Source organism: Mesonia algae, from assembly GCF_003253545.1.
In the GTDB taxonomy this organism is placed as follows: domain Bacteria; phylum Bacteroidota; class Bacteroidia; order Flavobacteriales; family Flavobacteriaceae; genus Mesonia; species Mesonia algae.
In genome coordinates, this window is sequence record NZ_QKYV01000001.1 from 526,309 (window position 1) to 544,774 (window position 18,466).

The window sequence follows — 18,466 nt, forward strand, 5'->3', positions numbered from 1 at the left end:
TAGAACACCTTTTTTATTTAAAACCTAAAACCTTATGATAAATATGAAATCTCAATGGCTTTTTATTGGACTTTGTATCTGTACAGCTATAACCAGTTTAGCACAAAACACTACTTCTTATTGGCAGCAACATGTCGATTATAAGATGGAAGTAGATGTAAATGTAAAAGATTACACCTACACAGGTACTCAAGAATTAGAATACACCAATAACTCTCCAGATACACTCAATCAAGTATTTTACCATCTCTTTTTTAATGCTTTCCAACCAGGAAGTGATATGGATGTAAGATCGAGAACCATTAAAGATCCAGATGGTAGAGTAGGAGACCGCATTAGTAAACTTTCCGATAAGGAAATAGGATTTTTAAAAGTTGAAACGTTAAAACAAAATAATAAAGAATTAGACTACAAAGTTGTAGGAACTGTTCTTCAAGTAAATTTAGCACAACCTCTTTTACCTGGAGAAAAGACTAAATTTAATATGAAATTTAACGGTCAAGTTCCCGTGCAAATACGTCGTTCAGGAAGAAATAATGCCGAAGGTGTGGCTTTATCTATGACTCAATGGTATCCTAAATTAGCCGAATATGATTTTGAAGGTTGGCACGCAGATCCTTATATAGGAAGAGAATTTCAAGGAGTTTGGGGAGATTTTGATGTAAAAATCACTATTGATAAAGATTATATCCTTGGTGGAACAGGTTACTTGCAAAACCCACAAGAAATTGGTTACGGTTATGAAAAAGAAGGAACCAAAGTAAAACGCAAAGGCAAAAAGTTAACTTGGCATTTTAACGCGCCTCAAGTACACGATTTTACTTGGGCTGCAGATCCTGAATTTGTTCACGATAGTAGAGTCGCTAAAGACGGAACTGTTTTACATTTCTTATATAAAGATAAACCAGCTTACGAAAAAGAAAATAATTTTACTGAAAACTGGAAAAATCTTCAATCTAAAACCGAAGATCTTTTGCTGTATTTCAACGAACACATAGGAGAATATCCTTACGATCAATATTCAGTTATTCAAGGAGGAGATGGAGGGATGGAGTACGCTATGTGTACTTTAATTACTGGTAATCGCTCTTTTGGAAGCCTAGTGGGTGTAACCGCACACGAAATGGCACACGCTTGGTTTCAGCATATTTTAGCTACCAACGAATCTAAACACGAGTGGATGGATGAAGGTTTTACCACTTATATTTCTACTTTAGCTCAAAATGAAGTCCTTTCAGAAGGAAAAGAAAATCCGTTAAGTGGCGCTTACCGCGGATACACTTACTTGGCAAATTCTGGTGCAGAACAACCACAAAGTACGCACGCAGATCGTTACCATCTTAACCAAGCTTATGGTTTAGCAGCGTATTCTAAAGGTGCTGTATTCTTGGGACAATTAGAATACCTAATTGGAAAAGAAAATGTTTCAAAAACTTTGAAGCAATATTACAAGGAGTGGAAATTCAAACACCCAACGCCTAATGATTTTAAACGTGTAGCCGAAAAGGTAAGTGGAGCGCAGCTCGACTGGTATTTAACCGATTGGACGCAAACTACCAATACTATAGATTACAGTATAGAAAATGTAGAAGCTAAAAATCAAAATACTGTTGTTACTCTAAAACGTAATGGGCAAATGCCTATGCCAATAGAACTTAGAGTTACTTTTACCAATGGCAAAACACAAGATTTCTATATTCCTCTACAAATGATGTATTGGCAAAAACCAAATACTGGAGAATTAGGAGAAACTTGGTCTTGGGCAAATCCTAATTATGAAATGACATTAATGTTAGCAAAAGATCAAATTTCTAAAATAGAAATAGACCCGTCACAAAAAATGGCAGATATAAAGAGAGACAATAACGTATTTGAAAACTAAAAACCTCTTTTTTCAAGATTTTAAAACCCTTGTTCACTCAAGGGTTTTTGTTTTTTACATTGCTTATCTTTACCACATGAAACAAACCTTCCCAAAAGAAGAAAAACTTAAAAGCAAGATTCTTATTGGTCAGCTTTTTGAAGAAGGAAAATCTGTAAAAAGTTTTCCGCTTAAGCTTATATATCATGCTATTCAAGGAGAAGAATCTCAAGATAAAGTAGGCGTTTCTGTACCCAAACGTAATTTTAAATTGGCAGTAACCCGTAATAGAATCAAACGTTTGCTAAGAGAAAACTACCGCAAACAAAAGAATTTACTTCCTCCTCATGTAAATAAATTTAGTATGATGTTTATTTATACGGGACGAAAAGAATTGGATTATAACGAAATTGAAATCGCTATGAGAAAATTAATCCATAAATTTATAGAGAAAGAATTGACAGACGACGCCTTATGAAAAAACGCATTCTTGTTCCCATACTTGCTATTGGTATTTTAATCACCACTGCAAGCGCTAGTTATAAATCAGATTTTTTTGAGATCGCTAAGCAAATAGAAATTTTCACTACGCTTTTCAAAGAATTGAATATGAACTACGTAGATGAAACCAATCCAGCAGATTTAATGGATACTGCTATTACTGCTATGTTGGCCGATTTAGATCCCTATACCAATTACTGGAATCAACAAGAAGTAGAACAAGCTAAGATTCAAAATTTTGGACAGTATACCGGGATTGGAGCCAATGTATTTACCCAAAAAAATAAGATTAAACTCTTGGAAGTCTATAAAGGTTACCCTGCAGATAAAGCAGGTTTAAAGCCAGGAGATGAGATTATTCAAATTGGTGATGTTGCACTTAAAGATTTTAACGAAGATGCAGGAGAGTTATTAAAAGGCGCTCCAAATAGTAAAGTAACCTTAAAATACATCCGTCAAGGAAAATCACAACAAACTACACTTAACAGAGAAGCGGTAGAAATTAAAGCGGTTCCTTTTTACGAATTAACGCCAGATAAAATTGGTTATATCGTACTTTCTAAATTTAACCGTAAAGCTTCCGCGGAAGTGGCCACAGCACTTAAAAACTTAAAAGAACAAGGCGCTGAAAAAATAATATTAGATTTAAGAGGAAATCCTGGAGGATTACTTACCGAAGCAGTTAATGTGACCAATATTTTTGTTCCAAAGGGAGAGATTATTACCACCACAAAATCTTCTATAGAAAAATACAATCAGGTCTATAAAACCCAAAAAGATCCTATGGATACAGAGATTCCTTTGGCAGTTTTAATCAACGGGAAAAGTGCTTCTGCTAGTGAAATTGTCTCGGGAAGTTTACAAGATTTAGACAGAGCTGTTGTAATTGGTGCAAGAAGTTTTGGTAAAGGTTTAGTACAACGTCCTAAACAGTTGTCTTACGGCACGCAGTTAAAAATTACCATTTCTAGATATTACACCCCTAGTGGTCGTTGTATACAAGCTTTAGATTATTGGAATAGAGATGAAGAAGGAAATGCCACTAAAACTAAAGTGGAGGATTATAACGAATTTACGACCCGAAACGGAAGAAAAGTATATGATGGTGGTGGTATTTTACCCGATGTTACCTTAGAAACATCAGAATATAGTGCGGTAACCAACGCTTTAATTGAAGAGCAAATTATCTTTAATTATGCAACTCAATATTACTACAATCAGCCTGAAATTAGTTTAGATAATTTCGTTTTCACGGATAAAGATTTTGGTGCATTTAAGCAATTTTTAAAGCAAGCTGACTTCACCTATGAAACCGAAACCGAAAAAGAGTTGAAAGAATTAATGTTAGTTTCTAAAAAGGAAGGTTACGAAAAGGCTATCGCAAAAACACAGCAAAATATGTTAGCTGAAATTGAAATTGCCAAGCAAAAACAAATTGAAGCTAAGAAACACGAAATAGAGCGTTTATTAAGTGATGAAATTATAAAACGTTATCATTACGAAGAAGGATTATATACTTATTATCTAGCTCATAATCCAGAAATTAAAAAAGCAAAAGAGATCTTAAATAATGCATCTACTTATAAAAAGATTTTAAACTAATAAGGATTAATAACGAGCTCGCATATCAAGGATTTTTATCTACTGCATCTATTTTTAAGTCAGAAAAAAATAGATTTAATTTAGACGTCTTTACTTTACCAAAAAATAACTCAATTCCCTTTTCGGAAGAAATATCTCCGCAATTAGTATTGGGTAAAAGAGCAGAGGTATTTTTTAATTTTACGATTAAAAATACTTCTCGGTATGAGATGGCGGCACAAAATCTCCAGGTGATTCACGAGAAAAAAACCTTAGGAGAATTCGATTTTTTCTTAAGAGATAGAGAACTTAAGGAAGTACTTCACGTAGAACTAGTCTATAAATTTTACTTGTTCGATCCTTCTATCTCAAAGGATGATGAATTAAAATGTTGGATTGGTCCTAACAGAAAAGATAGCTTCTTAAGAAAGATCAACCGATTAAAAGAGCATCAATTTCCTTTATTATACCGTCCAGAGAGTGAAAAAGTTTTATCTAGAATTCAATTAAATCCGCGGCAGCTAAAACAAAAAGTGTGTTTTAAAGCCAATTTATTCGTTCCAAAAAATGATAACCAATCTACTTATCATCTTATAAATCCTAATGCAATTATTGGTTATTGGATGCACTTAAACGAATTTACGGAAGCAGAGTATGGTCAAGATAAATATTTTTCTCCGCAAAAAAAAGATTGGCCCATTGATCCTGCACATCTAAAAGATTGGATGGATTTTAAGGGAATCCTTACAGAAATTGACTACCTTTTCAAACACAATAAGGCAGCTTATGTTTGGAGAAAAATACAAAATGGTGGTTATGAACGTTTTTTTATTGTTTGGTGGTAAATAAAAATACTTCTTATCAAAAACTTGTAGGTATCTTTTTTCGTAAGTCTATAAGCATCCTAACGACAAAGTTCTATAGCACTTATAAGAATTTTAAGAACTTAAAAAAATTGATATGAAACTAAAAATGAATTTATACAAAAGCATTTGTACTGTCGTTGCTTTATTTTTTTCGATGTTATTAATTGCATGTGGAACCAGTAATAATGAAACCATTGAACTTAGCTTAGAACAACAACAGATAAAACCTTTCGAGATTTCTAAGAATTTCTATGATGCAGTAAAAAGTGGAGGTAATGCAGATAAATATGCAAAACAGTTAGCTGAACTTTCTCCCGAAGTGCTTAAAAACACTTTAAAAACAGATGCACAGAAAAAAGCGTTTTGGTTAAATACTTATAACACTTATGTACAATACCTTTTAAAAGATAATCCCGATTTATATAAAGATAGATCTGCTTTTTTCAAAGAAAAGCGTTTTGTCATTGTAGGGGAAGAAGTGAGTTTAGATATTTTAGAACATGGTTTATTAAGAAATTCTAGAATTAAGGCATCGTTAGGCTATGTAAAAGATCCTTTTCCGTCTAGTTTTGAAAAAGATTTTAGAGTAGAAGAGATTGATTGGCGTATTCACTTCGCATTAAATTGTGGAGCAAAAAGCTGTCCTCCAGTTTTTTATTATACGGTAAATGCTTTAGATAAAGAACTAGAAGATTCTTCTAAAAAATATCTAAAGAAAGAGGTAGAGTATAAGAAAAATGAAGAAGAAGTACACGTTCCTGCTTTAATGAGCTGGTTTAGAGGAGATTTTGGAGGAAAAGATGGTGTTATTCAAATTCTTAAAAACTATCAATTAATTCCTACTGACAAGGATCCCGATGTGGAGTTTTTAGATTATAACTGGGAATTAGATTTAGATAATTACAGAAAATAACAATTTAAATCACCTTAGCTACAATCTTTAAGTCATAGTATGGTTAGTATTATTATTCCCGTTGTAAATGAAGAAAATCATCTAAAAAAATTACTCCCACTTTTAGTGAATAGTGAAGCAAAAGAAGTAATTGTTGTTGATGGGGGTAGTAATGATAACAGTAAACTAATAGCAAAAGAGTTAGGAGCTAAAGTGATTGATTCTCCAAAAAGTAGAGCAAAACAAATGAATGCTGGGGCAAAAGCTGCTGTAGAAAATATACTCTATTTTGTTCATGCCGATAGTATACCGCCTTCAAGTTTTCATGAAGATATTAAAACCCATCAAGATAAAAACATTCCCTTTGGTTGTTTTAGATCATTATTTGATACCAAAAATTGGTTTTTGAGAATCAATAGTTATTTTTCTCGTTATAAAGGAATGATGTTTAGAGGAGGCGGACAAACCCTTTGGATTACTAAAGAATTTTTTCAAGAATTAAACGGTTATGATGAATCGCTTAAATTAATGGAAGAATATGATTTTATTAAAAGAGCTAGTCAAAAGGCCGATTATAAGGTGATTCAAAAAGATGTTTTGGTAAGTACCAGAACGTATGATGAGAATGGAAATTTTAAAACTCAGTTCATTTACGGACTAATTATGTTTGGATTTTTTCGAGGGATAGACCAAGATAAATTAATCAAATTTGGTAAGCGTTGGCTTAAATAAAAAAACCCCGAGAAAGCATCTCGAGGTTTAATTGATTTTTAGGAAATCTAATTATTTTCCGACTACCTTGTAGCTTGGATCTTCAATAATGTTGACATCAATAATAGTTTCAGCGTTATGTAATAATCTTCTACAATCAGCACTTAAATGTTTTAAATGTACTTTTTTTCCTTGTTTTAAATAACGATCTGTAATTTTATTAACAGCATCTATAGCACTCATATCGGTTATTTTACTGTCTGCAAAATCAATAACTACCTCTTCAGGATCGTTTTCTACATCAAATTTATCTGTAAAAGCCGTTGTAGAACCAAAAAATAAAGGACCATATAACTCATAATGTTTTACTCCGTTTTCATCAATTCTTTTTCTCGCTCTAATTCGCTTAGCACTTTCCCAAGCAAAAACTAAAGCAGAAATAATTACTCCAATTAATACAGCAAGAGCCAAATTATGTAGGAATACGGTGATTAAAGTAACAACAAGCATCACAAAAATATCGTGCTTTGGCATTCTCGTAAAGGCTTTAAAACTTGCCCATTCAAATGTACCAAATGCAACCATAATCATAACTCCTACAAGAGCTGCCATGGGTAATAATTCTATAACGGGCGCACCTACTAAAATAATGGTTAAAATAGTTAAGGCTGCTATAATTCCAGATAATCGAGCTCTAGAACCAGACGATAAATTAACCAAGGTTTGTGCAATCATCGGGCAACCACCCATTCCAAAAAAGAAACCATTGGCAATGTTTGCAGTTCCTTGAGCTAGACATTCTTTATTACTATTTCCTTTTGTTCCTGTAATTTCGTCTACTAAATTAAGTGTAAGTAAACCTTCTGTAAGTCCTACTGCGGCCATAATTAAACCGTAAGGAAGAATAATTTGTAAAGTTTCTAACGTAAAAGGAACGTTTGGAATATTAAAAGGAGGTAAGCTTCCGCTAACGGAAGCAATATCAACTACCTGTTTGGTGTCTATATTAAAAATTAAAACAACAGCAAATACTACTAAAATTGCGACTAAAGATGCAGGAATAGCTTTGGTAAACTTAGGTAAGATTACAATAATTGCGATCGTTAACGCTACCAAAACACCCATAATCAAAAGGGGAGTGCCTGTTAACCATTCTACTTCGCCATTAAAAACCGTCTTAAACTGTTCTAGTTGAGACATAAAAATGATGACAGCTAAACCGTTTACAAAACCAAACATGACGGGTTGAGGAACTAAGCGTATAAATTTTCCCAATTTAAACAGACCCACCATAATTTGAATGATTCCTGCCATTGCAACGGCAGCAAATACGTAATCTAAACCATGGGAATTCATGAGAGCAATTAAAACCACTACCGTAGCTCCAGCACCTCCAGAAACCATTCCTGGTCTACCGCCAAATACTGCTGTGATCAATCCCATAATAAAAGCTGCATATAATCCTACTAAAGGTGGAAATCCTGCAAGAATAGCAAATGAAAGTGATTCAGGAATCATGGTCATTGCCACGGTAAGACCTGCTAATATTTCAATTTTATAATCTACTTTTTGCTTGAAGTCAAAAAGGTTGAATACTTTTTTCATTTATAAATAAATTAGTTTTCTTCCGTTTAACGGAAAAAATTTTAGTAAAAAATGGTATGTTTCTTTAAAATTTAAAGAGAATTGGAAAGATAATTACGGCTGTTATGGCGGCGTAATTTTAAATATATATGTACAAGTAGTGTAATTCATAATTGGCTGCAAAATTATTCATAAAAAACATGTTGTACAAACGATTACAAAAAATAGTTTAAGCTTTCTCTTTCTTAATCATGCCTATATGAGGAATTCCATCTTCTAAATAACCATCACCTATTTGAACAAATTGATGAGATTCATAAAACTTTGTAAGATACTGTTGCGCAGATAGTTTAATAGTTTTAGTTTGATAGTGATCTTCTATTGCCTTAACGGAAGCCTCTAAAATATCATGACCAAAACCAAATTTTCGGTGAGATTCATTTACAACCACTCTTCCTATGGCAGCTTCTTCAAAGTATATATTGGGAGCAAAACAACGGGTATAAGCCACTATTTTTTCATTGTAATATCCTATAATATGTAAAGCTTTTTCATCTTTTCCATCAATATCCTGGTACACACAATCTTGTTCTACTACAAAAACTTCAGCTCGTAATTGCAAAATGTCGTATACCTCATGAAGTGTTAATTCTTCAAAATGCTTAACTTTTATTTCTAATTGTGATTTTTCCATAGCTTAATCTTGAACAATAATATCTTTTGGATCTTTTCTATTAAATTCTGGCTGAATATTTATATGATTAATATTAAATTCATCATTCGCCACTTTCTCAATTTTTGTGAGCACCTCATCAAATTCCGATAAGGAAATATTTTCATAAAATTCTACATGAGCTTCTAAGTGAACTTCTAATTCATTAAGCTGCCATATATGTATATGATGTATATTTTTTACTTCTTTAATTTTACATACCGTTTCTACAATATCTTTAATGACAATATCGTGGGGTGTAAAAAGCATTAATACATTAAATGAAGATTTTAAAAGGTCATAACCTACAACAATGAGGTAAATTGCAATTCCTGCAGTTAATACGCTATCTACCCAATAAAGTTGATAGTATTTCATTAACAAACCACCTATCAAAACCGCTACAGATGCTAACATATCGGTAAATAAATGTAGGTATGCAGAACGCATATTCATATTGGTTTTACTATCAGCTTTCATGAGTAAAACACTAAATCCGTTTCCTATAATAGCTAAAACTGCTAACCAAATTACTAAGGTAGAATCTATAGTTTGCGGATTTAAAAAACGGTGTACTGCTTCTTTAATTAACAAAACAGCAATTACTATTAAAGATGCTGCATTGATGAAAGCTGCAATAATTTCGGCTCTTTTGTAGCCAAATGTTTTACTCACAGATGCTTCTTTAGAAGATAGTTTATTGGCTATAAAACTGATGATTAAAGAAAGGACATCACTAAAATTATGAAGCGCATCTGAAAGTAGAGATAAACTACCACTTATGAGCCCACCTACAACTTGCGCAGCAGTTATAACGATATTCAAAAGAATGGATATCATTAAATTTCTCCCTTTTACAGGAGCGTGGGAGTGTTGATGGTTATGCGTACTCAAAATAATTAGCTACAAGCTATTTTTTCTACTCTTCTTTCATGTCTTCCACCTTCAAATTCAGTTTCTAAGAATATTTTTACCATATCTAAAGCTTGATGAACAGATGTAAATCTTGCCGGAATACTTAAAATATTGGCATTGTTATGTTCTCTAGCAAGCTGTGTAATTTCGGCAGTCCAACACAAAGCACATCTCACTTTTTGATGTTTATTAGCGGTCATTGAAGCACCATTACCGCTCCCACAAATAATAATACCAAAATCTACTTTACCATTTTCTACATCATTTGCTACAGGATGCACAAAATCTGGATAATCTACACTATCATTAGTATTTGTACCATGGTTAATAACCTGGATTTGCTTACTTTCTAAATAAGAAATAATTTCATTCTTATATATTGTACCTGCGTGATCGTTACCTATAGAAATTGTCATGAGCTTATAATTTTTAGTTGTTACAAAGGTAAAATAAAGGATAAAACCATTCGATTTTTAGAGATGTTAATTGAGAAACTTATAAGCTTGAAGGTGAACCCTCTACTATTAACTATAAATTGTGAATAAGTGTAGGTTACTTTTTACAAGTATAATTTGCTTTTAAAATTTATTTTTCCATACAGCGTAGGTGATCAATAATCCTAGTTAACTTGTTATTATTTTAAAAAAACTTATCAGCATTAAAAACACACTTATCAACAAGAAAATTTTAAACTTTAAATTAACTATTCAGTATTAACTTCCTTGTTAACCATTGTTAATAACTAAAAATAATTCAATAGATTTCAAGGAGTTATAATTAACAATTAATTAAGAAGCCTGTTTAGAAGATTTAAAAACAGATAAAACCTAATTAATAGAAGTATTTTTCTACCGCTATAAACACGCTATTATAATCATTATTTATTTTTTAAAATTTATAAAAGAAAAAAGATAATTATATATAATGTTCATAACATCTAAGATAAATTACTTTTAAATATACTTAGTAGTTTAATCTTGATTTAGATTTTTAAAATACTTTTATATTCAAAAAAAAATTGAAAGATTTTAAATTAAAAAAAGTAGCTAAAAATTATCTGTAGGTAGAAGTAGTCTCCACTTGGTGACTATTGGTAGGGTTTGTGTCTAAGGCAATATTTATGTATAAGGCTATAAAGAAGAAGCCTAATATAAAAATCACTATAAAAAAAAGAAGTAATTTTTTAGAATTATACATAATATAAGATGCTAAATAATAGCTTGTTGATTAGATCATATAAAGATATAAAAATTTTAAGTTTATTTTAACATATAACATTTAAATAATCGTAAATTAAATTTTAAGTCTTGTTGTAAATAGATTCTTAACAAAACATTAAACAGATATTTCTTTCAACTAAATTAATAACTGTAATTTTAGACCAGATAAACGATTAAATGACAAAAAGAAAAAAGAAAGCGGGAGGTAAAAAAATTAATAACCTCTCCAAAAGTATACTTACCATATTGAGAAAAAATAGTTCTCAAGTATTTAACTATAAGCAAATTGCTGCAAAACTGGATGTTGATGATGCAAATAGCAGAAATCAAATTATAAAAGCTTTAGCAGAATTAGCTATAAAAAAACAAATTAGCGAAGTTGATAGAGGGAAATTTCAAATTAACGGTAGTACCGATTATTTTGAAGGTAAACTCGATATGACCACTCGAAAAGACGGATATGTAATTGTAGATGAATTAGAAGAAGATGTTTACATTCCACATAAAAGTTTAAATAAAGCTTTAGACGGTGATATTGTAAAAATTTATGTTTACCGCAGGAGAAGAAATAGAAAAAATGAAGGAGAAGTTGTAGAAATTATAAAACGTAGTAAAACTCAATTTGTAGGAAAACTTCAATTAAATGAAAATTTTGGATTTGTAGAAATGCAAAACCCAAAAATGTATACCGATATCTTTATTCCTAAAGATGAGATGGATAAAGCCCAAAACGGAATGGTAGTTTTGGTCGAATTGAAAGATTGGCCAGAAAAAGCAGATTCTCCTATTGGTAAAATTATTGAAGTTCTTGGGGAAGCAGGAAGTCACGAAACCGAGATGCAGTCTATTTTGGCAGAAAATGGCTTACCGAGAGAATTCCCTAAAGAAATAGAAGATTTCGCAAATAAAATCGATACTTCAATTCAGGAAATTGAAATTAAAAAGCGTCGGGATATGCGGGAGACTTTAACGTTTACTATAGATCCTAAAGATGCAAAAGATTTTGACGATGCCTTAAGCTTCCAACCTTTAGACAATGGAAATTATGAAGTGGGTATTCACATTGCCGATGTTTCTCATTATCTACAACCTGGGACCATCTTAGACGATGAAGCTTACGATCGTGCAACTTCAATATATTTGGTAGATAGGGTAGTACCTATGTTACCAGAAGTTTTATCAAACAATGCATGTTCTTTAAGACCGCACGAAGAGAAATATACTTTTTCTGCAGTTTTTGAAATTGACAAAAAAGCGAATGTGGTAGACCAGTGGTTTGGAAGAACGGTAACCTATAGTGATGCTCGTTTTGCTTATGAAGAAGCACAACATATTATAGAAACTCAGTCGGGGGATATTCCGGCAAATATTTCTATACAAGATGCTGCTTACACTACCAAACAGCCTATTGTAGATGCTATTTTAACTTTAGACAGTCTTGCTAAAAAGATGCGATCTTTAAGAATGAAAAATGGCGCAATCTCTTTTGATAAGGTAGAAGTAAAATTTAATCTAGACGAACAAAACGACCCTATTGGAGTTTACTTTAAAACTGCCAAAGATGCCAATAAGTTGATTGAAGAATTTATGTTGTTGGCCAATAAAAAAGTATCGGAATTTATCGGGAAACAAAATCCGAAGAAAACATTTGTCTATAGATGTCATGATGAGCCCAACGACGATAAATTAGCTGCTTTAGAAACCCTTGTAGGTAAATTTGGCCATAAGCTTAATCTAAAAGATAAAAAGTCTATTTCTAGCTCTTTAAATAGTTTATTAAAGAACGTAGAAGGCAAAAAAGAACAAAACCTGGTAGATACGCTTACGATTCGTACCATGAGTAAAGCCTATTACAGTACTCAAAATATAGGTCATTACGGGTTAGCGTTCGATTATTATTCGCACTTTACATCGCCTATTAGACGTTATCCAGATGTGATGGTTCATCGTTTATTGCAGCGTTATTTAGAAGAAAAACCTTCGGCAGATCAAGAAGCGTATGAAGAAAAATCTGCTCACTGTAGCGATATGGAAAATTTTGCTACAAGTGCAGAACGAGATTCTATTAAATACATGCAAGTAAAATTCATGAAAGATCATGAAAACGAACAATTTTTGGGTGTAATTTCTGGCGTAACCGAATGGGGTATTTATGTTGAAATAGAACAAAATAAATGCGAAGGAATGGTGAAATTAAGAGATATTAAAGAAGACCATTTCGATTTTGACAAAGAAAACTATGCTATAGAAGGTCGTAATACAGGAAAAACCTACCAACTAGGAGATGAGGTTTATGTGACTGTAAAAAATGCCGATTTGGTAAAACGACAATTAGATTTTAATTTGGTTGGAAGCAAAGCAGAAGTAGAAATGTAATTAGGGCGTTCAGCTTTTAGCAAAGCTGCCGGTTGTACACTATAACTTTTTATGATGATTAGATAGAATAGAACTTATTTAATAATAGGTTCTGTTCTTATTATCAATTACTTATCGAAATTTAAAAAAGGTTGCCGTTTCCATCCCTAACGCAAAAAGACAAAAAGATGAAAAATATTTTAGTATTCGTAATGGTAGCGATTTCCGCGTTAAGCGTAAAAGCACAAGAAGAAATATTAATTGGCAAAGATTTTCAAGAAATTAAAATTTTTGATAAAATAGAAGCTGTTTTAATCGCTTCTTCAGAAAATAAAATTATCGCTACGGGTTTCGATAAAGACGAAATTAAAGCCGAAGTTAATGAGGGTGTTCTTCATATTAAACTGTCGTTAAGTAACATTTGGAGTGAGAACGATACGCAGGTAAAAGTCTATTACAAATCTATTCATACCGTAGATGTAAATGAAGGCGCTTTCGCGGAATTAAAAGAGTTTAATGATAATAGGTTAATTCTAAGAGCACAAGAAGGAGGGAGAATTTATGCCACAGCAAATGTAAAAGAATTAGAAGTGAAAGCTGTTACTGGCGGTGTTATCGAAACCAATGGGACGGTAGATTCTCAATTAGTAGAAATAAGAACTGGAGGCCAATATGAAGGTCAAGAAATGAAGTCTAAAAATACCGAAGCCAATATTAAGGCAGGCGGAAATGCAGAGGTTTTTGTAACCGATTATTGTAAAGCAAAAGTAACTGCTGGGGGAAGTGTAGACGTGTATGGAGACCCTAAGAAATTGGATAAAAAGACCAGTTTAGGCGGAAAAATTAAAAAACGATCTTAGTGATTTCTATTTGCTATCTTTGTTTATAGAATAAATTTTTATGCTTCAGGATATATTTGCAGCGATTCCTCTAGGTTTTTTTTTAGCATTCCTATTAGGTCCTGTATTCTTTGTTTTATTAGAAACAGCGGCTATTAAAGGCTTTAGAGCTGCTATATCATTTGATATAGGTGTTCTTTTAGCCGATATTGTTTTTCTTTCTATCGCTTATTTTAGTACCAGTAAATTATTACAAAGTATAAAAGACGATCCTGCGCTATTTATTTTTGGAGGAGCTGTTCTAGCTACTTATGGTACGATTACTTACGTCAAAGAAAAGAAAGCTATACCGCATCCCGATGATGCAGAAGTGAGAAAACTAAAAAAGAGTGATGTTTTAGGCTTAATGGTTAAAGGCTTTTTACTCAACTTTGTAAATATTGGTGTATTGGGTTTTTGGCTAGGATTAATCATCGTATTTGGTCCGCAATTAGATATGGATGCCGATAGGTTATTGGTATTTTTTAGTAGCGTGCTTATCACCTATTTTGTGATAGATATTTTTAAAATTCTTTTAGCAAAAAAGCTTAATCATAAACTTACTCCTAAAAGAATTTACGTTTTTAAGAAAGCAATAAGTGTACTTATTATTGTCTTTGGAGTTATTTTAATTAGTAGAGGTCTATTTCCTAATGAATTAGATAAATTAGAAAATAAAGTAGAAGAAATAATGCCAGAAAATTCTTAGAAATGATTAAATCTCCTTTAATTGCTCTATCCCATAGATATTTTAATTTAGTATCTAATTGTTTGAACGAATTAATTTTAAGTGGCAATAAAACTAATATTATATCTCGCCTAGAGGATAATATAGATTTTGACGAGGCAACAAAATGGAGTGATATTAGAATAATTGAACCAATTCTATTTAATTTTTATCACGGAATAGAATTAATGCTAAAAGGTATTCTCAAATTGTACGGTATCGAATTTGGAAAAAATCATAATATTGAAACATTATATAAAAATGTACATGATTTATTAATTGATAATAAGAAAACAAAACCAATATTAGAAATATTGGGTAAGTATACTTCTCGAGATAATAGTGACAATTTATTTAATGGATTTTTTAAATTAAATGACATTTCTCCTAAAAAATACTATATCGCTTTACGATATCCATATTTAAATAATGAATTTAAATTGTTTAATTATAAGTGTTTACGATATATGGAAAATACAGATAAAAATTTTTCAGAAGAAATTATTTCAGATATAAAATTGCTAAAAAATAATCTAGTAAATCTATAAAAAAAGCCCTTGAAATTTCAAGGGCTTTTTTTTGAGGTGTCGAGCGGATTCGAACCGCTGTAGATGGTGTTGCAGACCACTGCCTAGCCACTCGGCCACGACACCTTATTTGTATAAGGACTGCAAATGTAATCATTTTTATGAAAAAGAAACAAATTATCTTTCTTTAGATAAAATAATCGTTACTTTTTCTACATCTCCGCCTAAAGGAGGATTAATTTTAGACACTTCTACTTCGGCAAAAGTAATTAAATTGTCATCCCTAAATATACGATCTAATATACGCTGGGCAACATGTTCTAAAAGTTTAGAACGTATGGCCATTTCTTCTTTCACCACTTTATTAAGATACACATAATCAACAGTATCTTCTAGTTGATCGCTTTCCGCGGAAGCTTTTAAACTGGCTTGTATAGTTAAATTAACACTGTATTCACTTCCTATTTTTCCCTCTTCATCAAGGCATCCATGGTTAGTAAATACACGTATGTTTTGAAGTTTTATTTTTCCCATTTTATTTTAAAATAATTACGGCAAAGGTACTTGTTTTTAGGAACCTATTAATTTTTCTCCTACAATTCCTATTAAAAAACCAATGTTGGCACCAAATGCAGGCAGCCATTTATGTTCTAATTTGGCAGATGGAGCAATGTCTTCAAATATAAGATATAAAATTCCGCCACTAGCAAAAAGCATTAATCCTGAGGTTACTTGTGGCTGGTCTTGTAAAAAATAATAACCAATTAAAGCTCCCACAATTCCAGAAAAACTTAATAGTAATAGTATAATTAGTGATTTTTTACTTTCAAAACCACTTTTTATTAAATCTTGGTAAGAGTTAAAAGATTCTGGTAAATTTTGTAATCCTATAAAAACGGCGAGTAAAGTTCCTGTTTGTGTATCGGTAGCAAAAATAGCTCCTAGCGCAATAGCTTCAGGAACAAAATCCATAAGCATGGCAAGTAATTGACTTACTTTTCCACCTTTTTTTGATAAGTATCTGTCTAAAAATAAAAAAGTGCTAGAACCTAATAAAAACAAAATTACCATAGGAAAAAGAGAAAGTTCTTCCATTCCTTTAGGTACTAATACCAATGCTAAAGCAGAAAGAATAATTCCGCCTCCAAAAGCGGTAATAAAATGATTAATTTCTATTTTGTAGGAATAGTTTTCAAATTTAGATAAAAAGATTTTTGCTAAAATTCCGCCAAGGAAAACTGTAATACCAGAAAGTCCAGAGAAAAGAATGATTTTAGTTATTTCATTCATAACCTATATTTTTTATTAAAATTACAATTCCTATTTAAACTATAAAGGCTTGTGAGGTAATTTTTGATAACTTTGCGCATATTGAATTTTAGTTATGACAGAAGAAAAAAAATCATTGAATTTTATAGAGCAAATTATTGAAGAAGATCTTCAAAATGGATATAAAAAAGAGGAGTTAAAATTTCGATTTCCTCCAGAACCTAATGGTTATTTACACATTGGTCACGCCTCGTCTATCAATTTAAATTTTGGCTTAGGTTTACGTTACAATGCGCCAGTTAATTTGCGTTTTGATGATACGAACCCCATTAAAGAAGAACAAGAATTTGTAGATGCGATTAAACGAGATGTAGAGTGGCTAGGTTTTAAATGGGAGAAAGAATGCTACGCTTCAGATTATTTTCAGCAGCTGTATGATTGGGCTGTAGAAATGATTAAAAATGGAGATGCATATGTAGATAGTCAAGCTTCGGCTAAAATAGCAGAACAAAAAGGAACTCCAACACAAGCAGGTGTAGCTAGTCCTTATCGTGAAAGATCTATAGAAGAAAATTTATCTCTTTTTGAAGCCATGAAAAATGGAGAAACAGAAGAAGGTAAGCACGTGCTAAGAGCTAAAATTGATATGGCTTCGGGAAATATGCTTATGCGAGATCCTATTATGTATAGAACATTACATAAACCTCACCACCGTACCCATAACGATTGGAAAATCTATCCTATGTATGATTGGGCACACGGGGAGAGTGATTTCATTGAAAGCATATCACATTCTTTTTGTACATTAGAATTTTTACCGCATAGAGAATTATACAATTGGTTTGTAAATAAAGTGAGTCAGCCTCAAGAATTTCAACCTAAACAAAGAGAGTTTGCACGACGCAATTTAAGCCATACGGTAGTAAGTAAACGTAAATTGGCTCAATTGGTAGAAAAGAAAGTAGTAGAGTCGTGGGATGATCCTAGAATGCCTACTATTTCTGGTTTACGCCGAAGAGGTTACACCGCAAATTCAATTAGAAAATTTGCAGATTCTATTGGTGTAGGAAAACGCGAAAATGTAATTGATATGTCTCACCTTGAGTTTTGTGCTCGAGAAGATTTAAATAAGACAGCTATTCGAGTAATGGGGGTTTTAAATCCTTTAAAAGTTATAATTACAAACTACGAAGAAGGAAAAGAAGAGTGGTTAGATGCAGAAAATAACCCCGAAGATGAAACTGCAGGAAGTAGAGAAATTCCTCTTTCTAGAGAAATTTATATAGAACAAGAAGACTTTAAAGAAGAAGCGAATCGTAAGTTTTTCCGCTTAACTTTAGGAAAAGAGGTACGCTTAAAGAATGCATATATTATTAAAGGCGAGTCTGTCGTAAAAGATGATGATGGTAATATCGTAGAAGTACACTGTACATACGATCCTAAAAGTAAAAGTGGTAGCGGTACAGAAGAATCTAAGCGTAAAGTAAAAGGTACTTTACATTGGGTTTCTATCCCTCACGCGGTGAAAGCAGAAGTAAGACTGTATGATCGTTTATTTACAGTAGAATCACCAGATGCAGATAAAGAAAAAGACTTCTTAGAATTTGTAAATCCTAATTCTTTAGAAACTATTACTGGTTATGTAGAACCTAGTTTAAAAAATGCTACTGCGTTACAACATTTTCAGTTTCAACGTATCGGTTATTTTTGTGCAGATCAATCTACAAGTGTAGAAAAACCTGTATTTAATCGTACGGTAACTTTACGTGATTCTTGGAGTAAAAAGTCTCATTAAGAATAATTTAAGACTGTTACTTTATTTATTAACCGGTTATTAACAGCAATATATTGTGATGCCACGTATATT

Annotated in this window: 17 protein-coding genes and 1 tRNA gene; 11 read left to right on the forward strand and 7 right to left on the reverse strand. The window is 32.0% G+C overall.

Annotated elements, in window-relative coordinates; genetic code table 11:
• The first annotated feature begins 43 nt into the window (after positions 1-43).
• The 6 genes from LX95_RS02460 to LX95_RS02485 all read left to right on the forward strand — a co-directional run bounded on the left by LX95_RS02460 (position 44) and on the right by LX95_RS02485 (position 6,433).
• A complete protein-coding gene (locus LX95_RS02460; RefSeq protein WP_111539828.1) occupies positions 44-1,882 on the forward strand; it encodes a M1 family metallopeptidase in 1,839 nt (612 codons plus the stop codon).
• A gap of 76 nt (positions 1,883-1,958) precedes the next feature.
• Positions 1,959-2,339, forward strand: coding sequence for a ribonuclease P protein component (gene rnpA / locus LX95_RS02465; protein WP_111539991.1), 381 nt, complete (start codon positions 1,959-1,961; stop codon positions 2,337-2,339).
• Positions 2,336-3,964 carry a S41 family peptidase gene (locus tag LX95_RS02470; protein ID WP_111539829.1) on the forward strand — a complete coding sequence of 543 codons (1,629 nt, stop codon included), beginning with the start codon at positions 2,336-2,338 and terminating at the stop codon, positions 3,962-3,964. The genes rnpA and LX95_RS02470 overlap by 4 nt, the downstream gene beginning before the upstream one ends.
• A 131-nt stretch (positions 3,965-4,095) precedes the next feature.
• Positions 4,096-4,788 (forward strand): DUF1853 family protein, encoded by a 693-nt coding sequence (locus LX95_RS02475; RefSeq protein ID WP_262509654.1) that lies wholly within the window; start codon positions 4,096-4,098, stop codon positions 4,786-4,788.
• 115 nt (positions 4,789-4,903) lie between these two features.
• Positions 4,904-5,722: a DUF547 domain-containing protein gene (locus tag LX95_RS02480; RefSeq protein WP_111539831.1), complete on the forward strand. Its 819-nt coding sequence runs from the start codon at positions 4,904-4,906 to the stop codon at positions 5,720-5,722.
• A gap of 39 nt (positions 5,723-5,761) precedes the next feature.
• Complete coding sequence (locus LX95_RS02485) at positions 5,762-6,433, forward strand: TIGR04283 family arsenosugar biosynthesis glycosyltransferase (RefSeq protein WP_111539832.1); 672 nt, start codon at positions 5,762-5,764, stop codon at positions 6,431-6,433.
• Between the two features lie 51 nt (positions 6,434-6,484).
• Here the strand turns inward: LX95_RS02485 and LX95_RS02490 are convergent, their stop codons facing one another.
• The 4 genes from LX95_RS02490 to rpiB form a co-directional block, all read right to left on the reverse strand.
• Positions 6,485-8,017 carry a SulP family inorganic anion transporter gene (locus LX95_RS02490; protein WP_111539833.1) on the reverse strand — a complete coding sequence of 511 codons (1,533 nt, stop codon included), beginning with the start codon at positions 8,015-8,017 and terminating at the stop codon, positions 6,485-6,487.
• 208 nt (positions 8,018-8,225) lie between these two features.
• On the reverse strand, positions 8,226-8,690 hold the full coding sequence (locus LX95_RS02495) for a GNAT family N-acetyltransferase (RefSeq protein ID WP_111539834.1): 465 nt from the start codon (positions 8,688-8,690) through the stop codon (positions 8,226-8,228).
• Between the two features lie 3 nt (positions 8,691-8,693).
• Positions 8,694-9,548 carry a cation diffusion facilitator family transporter gene (locus LX95_RS02500; RefSeq protein ID WP_111539835.1) on the reverse strand — a complete coding sequence of 285 codons (855 nt, stop codon included), beginning with the start codon at positions 9,546-9,548 and terminating at the stop codon, positions 8,694-8,696.
• A gap of 59 nt (positions 9,549-9,607) precedes the next feature.
• Complete coding sequence (gene rpiB, locus LX95_RS02505; RefSeq protein WP_111539836.1) at positions 9,608-10,039, reverse strand: ribose 5-phosphate isomerase B; 432 nt, start codon at positions 10,037-10,039, stop codon at positions 9,608-9,610.
• 981 nt (positions 10,040-11,020) lie between these two features.
• On the opposite strand from rpiB, the gene rnr reads away from it, so the two are divergent.
• The 4 genes from rnr (at position 11,021) to LX95_RS02525 (ending at position 15,351) form a co-directional block, all read left to right on the forward strand.
• Positions 11,021-13,219 (forward strand): ribonuclease R, encoded by a 2,199-nt coding sequence (gene rnr / locus LX95_RS02510; RefSeq protein ID WP_111539837.1) that lies wholly within the window; start codon positions 11,021-11,023, stop codon positions 13,217-13,219.
• A gap of 167 nt (positions 13,220-13,386) precedes the next feature.
• A complete protein-coding gene (locus tag LX95_RS02515; RefSeq protein WP_111539838.1) occupies positions 13,387-14,058 on the forward strand; it encodes a head GIN domain-containing protein in 672 nt (223 codons plus the stop codon).
• A gap of 40 nt (positions 14,059-14,098) precedes the next feature.
• Positions 14,099-14,785: a LysE family translocator gene (locus LX95_RS02520; RefSeq protein ID WP_111539839.1), complete on the forward strand. Its 687-nt coding sequence runs from the start codon at positions 14,099-14,101 to the stop codon at positions 14,783-14,785.
• Positions 14,786-14,787: 2 nt separating this feature from the next.
• Positions 14,788-15,351 (forward strand): HEPN domain-containing protein, encoded by a 564-nt coding sequence (locus tag LX95_RS02525; protein WP_111539840.1) that lies wholly within the window; start codon positions 14,788-14,790, stop codon positions 15,349-15,351.
• Between the two features lie 34 nt (positions 15,352-15,385).
• On the opposite strand, the gene LX95_RS02530 is transcribed toward LX95_RS02525, so the two are convergent.
• The 3 genes from LX95_RS02530 to LX95_RS02540 all read right to left on the reverse strand — a co-directional run bounded on the left by LX95_RS02530 (position 15,386) and on the right by LX95_RS02540 (position 16,620).
• Positions 15,386-15,456: transfer RNA gene (locus tag LX95_RS02530), tRNA-Cys, on the reverse strand.
• Between the two features lie 51 nt (positions 15,457-15,507).
• Positions 15,508-15,864 (reverse strand): dihydroneopterin aldolase, encoded by a 357-nt coding sequence (folB, locus tag LX95_RS02535; protein ID WP_111539841.1) that lies wholly within the window; start codon positions 15,862-15,864, stop codon positions 15,508-15,510.
• Positions 15,865-15,900: 36 nt separating this feature from the next.
• Positions 15,901-16,620 carry a ZIP family metal transporter gene (locus LX95_RS02540; protein ID WP_111539842.1) on the reverse strand — a complete coding sequence of 240 codons (720 nt, stop codon included), beginning with the start codon at positions 16,618-16,620 and terminating at the stop codon, positions 15,901-15,903.
• A gap of 94 nt (positions 16,621-16,714) precedes the next feature.
• On the opposite strand from LX95_RS02540, the gene LX95_RS02545 reads away from it, so the two are divergent.
• Entirely contained in the window at positions 16,715-18,394 is a 1,680-nt protein-coding gene (locus tag LX95_RS02545) for a glutamine--tRNA ligase/YqeY domain fusion protein (RefSeq protein WP_111539843.1), read from the forward strand.
• Positions 18,395-18,466: the final 72 nt, after the last annotated feature.

Coding starts and splice junctions, on each gene's coding strand:
- LX95_RS02495 (WP_111539834.1), bottom strand. CDS start 8,690: ATGGAAAAATCACAATTAGAAATAAAAGTTAAGCATTTTGAAGAATTA.
- LX95_RS02545 (WP_111539843.1), top strand. CDS start 16,715: ATGACAGAAGAAAAAAAATCATTGAATTTTATAGAGCAAATTATTGAA.
- LX95_RS02470 (WP_111539829.1), top strand. CDS start 2,336: ATGAAAAAACGCATTCTTGTTCCCATACTTGCTATTGGTATTTTAATC.
- LX95_RS02515 (WP_111539838.1), top strand. CDS start 13,387: ATGAAAAATATTTTAGTATTCGTAATGGTAGCGATTTCCGCGTTAAGC.
- LX95_RS02480 (WP_111539831.1), top strand. CDS start 4,904: ATGAAACTAAAAATGAATTTATACAAAAGCATTTGTACTGTCGTTGCT.
- rnr (WP_111539837.1), top strand. CDS start 11,021: ATGACAAAAAGAAAAAAGAAAGCGGGAGGTAAAAAAATTAATAACCTC.
- rnpA (WP_111539991.1), top strand. CDS start 1,959: ATGAAACAAACCTTCCCAAAAGAAGAAAAACTTAAAAGCAAGATTCTT.
- LX95_RS02485 (WP_111539832.1), top strand. CDS start 5,762: ATGGTTAGTATTATTATTCCCGTTGTAAATGAAGAAAATCATCTAAAA.
- LX95_RS02460 (WP_111539828.1), top strand. CDS start 44: ATGAAATCTCAATGGCTTTTTATTGGACTTTGTATCTGTACAGCTATA.
- rpiB (WP_111539836.1), bottom strand. CDS start 10,039: ATGACAATTTCTATAGGTAACGATCACGCAGGTACAATATATAAGAAT.
- folB (WP_111539841.1), bottom strand. CDS start 15,864: ATGGGAAAAATAAAACTTCAAAACATACGTGTATTTACTAACCATGGA.
- LX95_RS02540 (WP_111539842.1), bottom strand. CDS start 16,620: ATGAATGAAATAACTAAAATCATTCTTTTCTCTGGACTTTCTGGTATT.
- LX95_RS02520 (WP_111539839.1), top strand. CDS start 14,099: ATGCTTCAGGATATATTTGCAGCGATTCCTCTAGGTTTTTTTTTAGCA.
- LX95_RS02490 (WP_111539833.1), bottom strand. CDS start 8,017: ATGAAAAAAGTATTCAACCTTTTTGACTTCAAGCAAAAAGTAGATTAT.
- LX95_RS02525 (WP_111539840.1), top strand. CDS start 14,788: ATGATTAAATCTCCTTTAATTGCTCTATCCCATAGATATTTTAATTTA.
- LX95_RS02500 (WP_111539835.1), bottom strand. CDS start 9,548: ATGATATCCATTCTTTTGAATATCGTTATAACTGCTGCGCAAGTTGTA.